The organism is Candidatus Nanopelagicales bacterium (genome assembly GCA_018003655.1).
Taxonomy (GTDB): Bacteria; Actinomycetota; Actinomycetes; order S36-B12; family UBA10799; genus JAGNDY01.
In genome coordinates this window covers 1-6,880 of the sequence record JAGNDY010000086.1, presented here as the reverse complement: position 1 = coordinate 6,880, position 6,880 = coordinate 1, and the positions used below count along the sequence as shown (strand labels likewise).

Below are 6,880 nucleotides of genomic sequence, written 5' to 3'. Positions count from 1 at the left end.
ATCACGCGTTCACGTCCGTTCCGGCGCCCGCCACACCCACGGGCAGTTCCAGGCTCATGGTCATGGCCGCCGTTCCGTCCCGGTAGTAGCCCTCGCGCTGCCCGACGACACTGAATCCGAGGCTGCGGTAGAGATCGATGGCGGCAGCGTTATCGGCACGCACCTCCAAATGGCATCGCATTGCTCCGAGCGAGGTGGCCTGAGCCAGCAGGTTCACCAGCAGCGCGCGGCCAATGCCACGACCGCGAGCCTGGTGGCCAACCACAACGGTTGCGACATCGCATTCGGCACCCGTGAGGACCAACCCGGCGTAGCCCTGGAGCTGATCGTCATGCTGCGAAACCATATACACGCGCTGATCGGGAACCCCGGCCAGTTCGCTCCACAGTGTCTCGGCACTCCAGGCATCCGCGCCAAAGATCTCGGCCTCCCACCGCACGGCCGTGGCGATATCGCGCCAGTGCATGGGCCGCAGGGAGCTGCCGGTGATCACCGCTGTCCAGCCGATTGATTCGCTGGCAGCTGTTGGGGCTTGGCATCCGGTCGACGTAGATAGATCGGATGTGGCGGCAGCAGGGTTCGCTGGGCACTGACGAGGCCAGCCCCATCGTTGCCATGCTCGGTCGTCGGTGGGAGTTCGCTGCCCGGCTCTTCCCCAGCGCGCCACGCTGCGATCGCCAGATCGGCCAGGATTGTTGCCTGCGGCAAGGTATCGGCGATGACGGTCACCCGGTGCTCGCGAACCAGTTCCGGATTTCGGTCGAGGCCATCACCGGCCCAGGCTGCCAGATCGGCTCGCTCCAGCATCTCGGCCGGTTTGGTCACGACCGGGCCAGTTCGGCGAGCACCCCTGCAGTCGTAGCGCGCCCAATAAGTCTCGCGGCGGCGTGCATCGGTGGCAACCCCAAAATCGACGGTCGGCAGGGTCTGGGACACCACCGCAGCCGCGATCGCATCGTGGGTGCAAATGCCCGCAATCGGAATCGACAGTGCGTGGGCGATCGTCGTGGCCACCATGACCCCAACCCGCGTGGAGGTGTAGGGCCCCGGTCCAACCCCCACCGCGACATGGGTGAGCGAGTGCTTCTCAATACCGGCTTGAATCAGCAAGGAGTCGACTGCGGGGAGCAGAACTTCTCCGGCAATTCCCTCCAATCCGGTTGCCTCAATCCGGACGGACCCGTCGCCAGAGACCACACCGACGCACGGGGCGGACGTTGCGGAATCCAGCGCCAGCACCAACATGTGGTCAGGCTACGTGGCCAGCTCCGCGAGTCGGGCAGCCCAGCCTGACGTCGGGCTGGTGATCGAGACATTCCGAACCTCCTGGTCGGCAGTCACGACCTCACCGACTGCCCGCTCAATTCGAATCGTCAGCACCGAATCGGCCAACTGCTCGGCCTTGCCAACTCCCCACTCCACGACGGTGACCGACGCATCGATCGACTCGTCCAGGTCGAGCTCATCGACATCGCCGATTCCCGAAAGGCGGTAGGCGTCCACGTGCACCAAGGCGGGGCCACTAACCAGCGACGGATGCACCCGGGCGATGACGAACGTGGGACTACTGATCGGGCCGCGAACACCCAACCCGACGCCGATCCCCCGCACCAACGTGGTCTTGCCAGCGCCGAGCGCACCGTCGAGGACGACCAGATCACCGGCGCGCAGTAGCCGCCCGATGCGGCGTCCGAGCGCCTCCATCGTTTCTGGGGTCGCTACCTCGAAGCGTCGTTCCATTGCTCCCGCACCCTGGCCACCAGATCCCGAATCGCTTGGTTGACTTCGGCATGTCGCTCAAGGATGAGCATGTGGCCGGTGTCCTGGAGTAACACGTACTGCGCGTGCGGCACCCGGCGAATGATCTCCTCGCTGTGCGGCGGCGGTGTCAGCCGATCCTTGTCGCCGACCATGACCAGCGTCTCGATGTCGCGCAGCGCCATCAATGCCTCGGATTTCTCGTGTGCGTCCAGGCCAGGGAGGAACTCGGCGACCACATCGACCGGAGTTCCGTTTGTCATGTCCGCCGTGAAGTTCGTCAACGACGGCGGCACGTTCGAACCGAAGCTGTAGTACTTGGCCAACAGGTACGCGAAGTCGCTGCCGCGCTGCCGGCCAGCTTCGACCAAATCCGTGTGCCGCGTGGCTAGGCCCAGGACCGTCGGCGCCGCTTGGTGGAGAGCGCGCCCAAGCATCGGTGGCATGCCGAGCACCGAATCCTTCAACCCGCCCACTGCGGTAGCCAGGAGCGCAACACCGGCGACCTTCTTGTCATCGAAGAGCTCTGGTCGGTGTGCTGCCAGTGCCATCACCGTCATGCCACCCATCGAGTGACCAACCAACACGATTGGTCCCGACCCAGCGACGACATCGATGATTCGACCGAGATCCATCCCGAGCTGGTCAATCGTGCTGCGTTCGGACTCACCCCTGGTGGACAGGCCGTGAGCACGTTGGTCGAAAAAGACCAATCGACCGAGTGGACGCAGATCCCGGCGTTGGAAATGCCAGCAGTGCTCGTTGAGCGCGTACCCGTGGCTGAAGATGATCGTCAAGTCGTCCGGCGTGGGTGTGGGCGGCTCGTCCACCTCGACGTGCAGGCGGACGCCATCGTCGGCAATGACCTCGACGGTTTCCCCGTGCAGTTCGCCGAACGGTTCGTCCTGATCGGCGTCGGGCCGAAACTTGCGGGAGATCAACGCCTCCTCCAGGGCGAATCCGGCGGCTGCACCCAACCCAAGCAGCGCCACGAGAGCAGCCAGCCGCTTGCCGTTTCCGTCAGTCACGGTCAGACTCCTCCTCGAAATACCCGCTGAACTCGGGGGCCGATTCGGGTGACGATCTCGTACGGGATCGTGTCACAGACCCGCGCCCAATCCGCGGCGCTCGGTTCGCCGCGACTGCCCGAACCGAACAACAACACCTCGTCGCCAGCCACGGCGAGGTCATCGCCGAGGTCCAGCACGAACTGGTCCATGCATACCCTGCCCGCGATAGGCCTCACCCGACCGGCAGCCAAAACCGGCCCTGCGTTGGTGGCACTTCGGTCAATCCCATCGGCGTAGCCGACTGGCACCAGCGCGACGGTGGTCTCCCGGTCTGTCACGTACTCATGGCCGTAGGAAATTCCGTGGCCTGCTGGCAGCCGCTTAACCTGAACCAGCCTCGCGCCAAGCGTCATGACCGGGCGCAGCCCCAGCGACCTCGATGTTCCCACCTGGTCTCCTGGCGAAATGCCGTAGATCGCGATACCGGGCCGGACCAGGTCGTAGTGCGCTGTCGGCAAGGTGAGGGTCGCCGCCGAGTTCGCGATGTGACGCAACTTTGGTTCGACGCCAAGGCGCCGCGCGACTTCGATGGCATCCTCGAACGCCTCGAGCTGCCTGGCGATGGTGGGATGATTCGGGCTATCGGCATAAGCGAAGTGCGACCAGATTCCCACGATCTCGACTTCACCACGGGCAGCTGCGGCCGCACTCGCCTTGATCAGCGTTGACCATTCGTGCGGCGTTGATCCACCCCGACCGAGACCAGTGTCGATCTTCAGATGAATCCGGGCTGCCTTGTTGAGGCTCTTTGCTGCCACAACCACCTCGGTCAGCATCCATGCGGCCGAGACATTGAGATCGATGTCCGCTTTAACACAGGCGGCGAACTGGTCTCCAGGCGTCGCCAGCCAGGCGAATAGCGGACCCTGGTCTCCTGCGGCACGCAGGTCCAACGCCTCTTGCAACAGCGCAACTCCCAGCCACTTTGCCCCGCCGGAACGGGCCGCTCGCGAGACTTCGATCAGGCCGTGACCGTATGCATCCGCCTTCACGACGGCCATCACATCTGCGTTCGGAGCTACCTCCCGCATCCGGCCGACATTCTCGACTACGGCGCGCAAGTCGATGTCGGCCCACGCACGCAGGTTTCGCTGGGGTTCGCCTGCGGCCGGGGTGGTTTCAAACGATGTGGGACCGAAATCACTCACCCTGGCCACCTCGAATCGCGGCGATGGCACCAGGGACGTGGTCCAGCACATCGATCGCCGTCACCGGCCGCGAGCCCGCTGCAGCGAGTTGGCCGGCGAGGCCGTGCACGAGCGCGGCGCAGGCGATCACCTCGGCGGCTCCGTCGGGGGTGAGATTGGGATCCCTGGCGAATTCGGCCGCGAGCATCGATCCGGCCAGCCCCGAAAGCACATCCCCGGAACCGGCCGTCGCCAATGCGGCGTCGCTGAGAACATTGGCAAAGACCGTTCCGCTCGGGGAAGCGACAACGGTATGGGAACCCTTGAGCAGCAGGACGACGCCGAGTTGCGCCGCGGCATCGCGCACCTGGCCGACTCGATCGGCCTGCGCGCCCTCCGGCAGCGCAAAGCCGAGCCGCGCGAACTCACCTGCGTGAGGCGTCATCACGGTGATCTTGCCCGCGTCCGCTCGTTCACCGATGCGCGTCCGTAACCCGGTGTGGTTTGCCACCAGCGTGAGCGCATCTGCGTCGATGAGAACCGGAGCGTCGCCGTCGAGTACCTCGCTCAGGCGCTGCCGGGCCGCATCGTCAGTGCCCGCACCGGGCCCAATCGCCCACGCTTGCACTTTGCCAGCGTGTGCCGGGCCCTCGTGAGAAAGCACCACATCCGGCCATCTCGCAGCGACCCCGTCAACAGCGGAACCTGCGTAGCGAACCATGCCGGTTCCGCCGAGGCGGGCTGATCCGGTGCACAGCACCGCAGCGCCCGGGTAAGGCGCCGAACCAGCGACGACGCCGACAACGCCCCGGGTGTACTTGTCGTCAGTAGGTCCCGGTGCAGGAAGGTGCAGGGCCGAGGTCTGCTCGTCGACCACCGAAAAGACCGGATCGTCGAGCCCCCGTAGTCCGATGTCGACCAGCGTCAAGTCACCTACCCGCAGTGCGCCCGGGGCCACGACCAAACCAGGCTTGAGAACCCCGAAAGTGACGGTGACGTCGGCGTCGACGACCGCGTCCGGATCGGCCACCGCACCGGTATCGGAATCGACCCCGCTGGGCACATCGACTGCCACCACCACAGCCGACGAGGCAGCGGCGACTGCGGTCAGCGTGGCTGCTGCACCCCGCAGTGACCCTTTCCCGCCGATCCCCAGGATGCCATCGAGGACGAGGTCGGCCTCCTCAATGACAACATGGCAATCGGCCGAATCGGCCGGGATCAGTCGGCCGCCGGAACGCAACAACGCATCGCCGCCTTCTTGGTGCCGCGTCGAACCCAACGTGATGGCGGTGACGGTCGCGCCCCGTTCGGCGAGCCGCGATCCGCACCAGAGCGTGTCGCCACCGTTGTTGCCGGTGCCAACAAGCAGGACGATCCGGGTGCCATTCACGCCGTGGCAGGCATCCACCAATAGATCAACACAAACCGAGGTCAGGCCGGCGACTGCCCGCTGCATCAAGGCGCCCGCAGGCACCTGCTCCAGCAACCGAGCCTCAGCGGCCCTCACCTCGGCGACCGAATATGCGGACTTCACCCGTCCATCCTCCCGCAGATCGCCGTCCAGTGCGCGCAGCAGTTGGTCATTGGGTGCCCGTGGTCGGTTCGTCTGACCGTCCCAACGCCTCCGCGACAACGAACGCGGTGCTCAATCCGCCGTCGTGGCTGATACTGACGTGCCAGTCAGTGATGCCACGCTCGAGGCAAGCGGCCGCCACCGTGCCGTCGACGCGCAGACGGGGCGCGCCGCCGTCAGCCAGCTCGACGACACAGTCGTGCCACTCCAACCCGGGTGGGCAGCCGAGCGCCTTAGCGACGGCCTCCTTCACCGCGAACCTCCCGGCCAGTGATTCGGCGGTCAGACTCGTGCCGTCACACCGCCGCTTCTCCCCATCACGGAAGAGTCGATCGAGCACGGTAGGAGTGCGCCGCATCATCCACTTGAACCGTTCAACATCGACGATGTCGGTCCCAATGCCGACGATCACTCGACCGTGACCGACTTGGCGAGGTTTCGTGGCTGGTCAACGTCGTGGCCCTTGGCGGTCGCCAATTCGCACGCAAAAACCTGTAGCGGAACGGTGGCCAGCAATGGCTGCATCAGTGTCGGGCACTGTGGGATCCGGATCAGGTGATCGGCGTAGGGCGCAACCGATTCGTCATGCTCCTCAGCGATCACGATCGTTCGCGCACCCCGCGCCCGAACCTCCTGGATGTTCGACACGATCTTCTCGTGCAGCACGTTGCGACCTGTCGGTGACGGTGCAACCACCACAACCGGCATGCCGTCCTCGATGAGGGCAATGGGACCGTGTTTGAGCTCGCCCGCCGCAAACCCTTCGGCGTGCATATACGCGAGTTCCTTGAGTTTCAGCGCGCCTTCGAGTGCAACCGGGAACCCGACGTGACGGCCGATGAACAGCACACTCGGTGCGTCTACGTACTGACGCGCGAGCGCCTGGACGCCGTCTGTGGTGTCGAGGACCAGGTCGACTTTGCGTGGCATGTCTGCCAACTCTCTGACGATCGATCGAATCTCGTCAGCGAAGAGATTGCCGCGAACCTGCGCCAGGTACAGCGCGACCAGGTAACACGCGACTACCTGGGTGAGGAATGCCTTGGTGGAAGCGACCGCAATCTCCGGTCCCGCGTGGGTATAGAGCGCGGCGTCCGATTCGCGTGGAATCGTCGAGCCCTGGGTATTGCAGATGGACAACACCCGGGAGCCCTGTTCCCTGGCATGGCGCAAGGCCATCAGGGTGTCCATGGTCTCGCCGGACTGCGAGATCGCGATCACCAGGGTTCGCGGATCGAGGATGGGATCGCGGTACCGGAACTCGCTGGCGAGTTCGACCTCACAGTGAATCCGGGTCCAGTGCTCAATCGCGTACTTGGCGATCATCCCCGAGTGATAGGCCGTGCCAC

The 6,880-nt window shown here is 65.0% G+C and carries 8 protein-coding genes; all 8 read right to left on the bottom strand.

Features of this window, described 5'->3' with window-relative positions; all coding sequences use genetic code 11:
• Nucleotide 1: 1 nt before the first annotated feature.
• On the bottom strand, nt 2-466 hold the full coding sequence (gene rimI / locus KAZ48_09785; protein MBP7973080.1) for a ribosomal protein S18-alanine N-acetyltransferase: 465 nt from the start codon (nt 464-466) through the stop codon (nt 2-4).
• Between the two features lie 23 nt (nt 467-489).
• Entirely contained in the window at nt 490-1,245 is a 756-nt protein-coding gene (gene tsaB / locus KAZ48_09780; protein ID MBP7973079.1) for a tRNA (adenosine(37)-N6)-threonylcarbamoyltransferase complex dimerization subunit type 1 TsaB, read from the bottom strand.
• 9 nt (nt 1,246-1,254) lie between these two features.
• The gene (tsaE, locus tag KAZ48_09775; GenBank protein ID MBP7973078.1) at nt 1,255-1,740 is read right to left on the bottom strand and encodes a tRNA (adenosine(37)-N6)-threonylcarbamoyltransferase complex ATPase subunit type 1 TsaE; all 486 of its coding nucleotides are present in this window, start codon (nt 1,738-1,740) and stop codon (nt 1,255-1,257) included.
• Entirely contained in the window at nt 1,719-2,786 is a 1,068-nt protein-coding gene (locus KAZ48_09770; GenBank protein MBP7973077.1) for an alpha/beta hydrolase, read from the bottom strand. The genes tsaE and KAZ48_09770 overlap by 22 nt, the downstream gene beginning before the upstream one ends.
• Before the next feature lie 2 nt (nt 2,787-2,788).
• Nucleotides 2,789-4,027, bottom strand: a complete 1,239-nt coding sequence (gene alr / locus KAZ48_09765) for an alanine racemase (protein ID MBP7973076.1) — start codon at nt 4,025-4,027, stop codon at nt 2,789-2,791.
• Nucleotides 3,969-5,414 carry an NAD(P)H-hydrate dehydratase gene (locus tag KAZ48_09760; GenBank protein MBP7973075.1) on the bottom strand — a complete coding sequence of 482 codons (1,446 nt, stop codon included), beginning with the start codon at nt 5,412-5,414 and terminating at the stop codon, nt 3,969-3,971. The genes alr and KAZ48_09760 overlap by 59 nt, the downstream gene beginning before the upstream one ends.
• Before the next feature lie 124 nt (nt 5,415-5,538).
• The gene (locus tag KAZ48_09755; protein ID MBP7973074.1) at nt 5,539-5,943 is read right to left on the bottom strand and encodes a holo-ACP synthase; all 405 of its coding nucleotides are present in this window, start codon (nt 5,941-5,943) and stop codon (nt 5,539-5,541) included.
• Nucleotides 5,940-6,880 (bottom strand): glutamine--fructose-6-phosphate transaminase (isomerizing) (gene glmS / locus KAZ48_09750; protein ID MBP7973073.1); only part of this gene is annotated, 941 nt, incomplete at its 5' end. The genes KAZ48_09755 and glmS, both read right to left, overlap by 4 nt.

Coding starts and splice junctions, on each gene's coding strand:
- tsaB (MBP7973079.1), bottom strand. CDS start 1,245: ATGTTGGTGCTGGCGCTGGATTCCGCAACGTCCGCCCCGTGCGTCGGT.
- tsaE (MBP7973078.1), bottom strand. CDS start 1,740: ATGGAACGACGCTTCGAGGTAGCGACCCCAGAAACGATGGAGGCGCTC.
- alr (MBP7973076.1), bottom strand. CDS start 4,027: ATGTGCTGGACCACGTCCCTGGTGCCATCGCCGCGATTCGAGGTGGCC.
- rimI (MBP7973080.1), bottom strand. CDS start 466: ATGCACTGGCGCGATATCGCCACGGCCGTGCGGTGGGAGGCCGAGATC.
- KAZ48_09760 (MBP7973075.1), bottom strand. CDS start 5,414: ATGCAGCGGGCAGTCGCCGGCCTGACCTCGGTTTGTGTTGATCTATTG.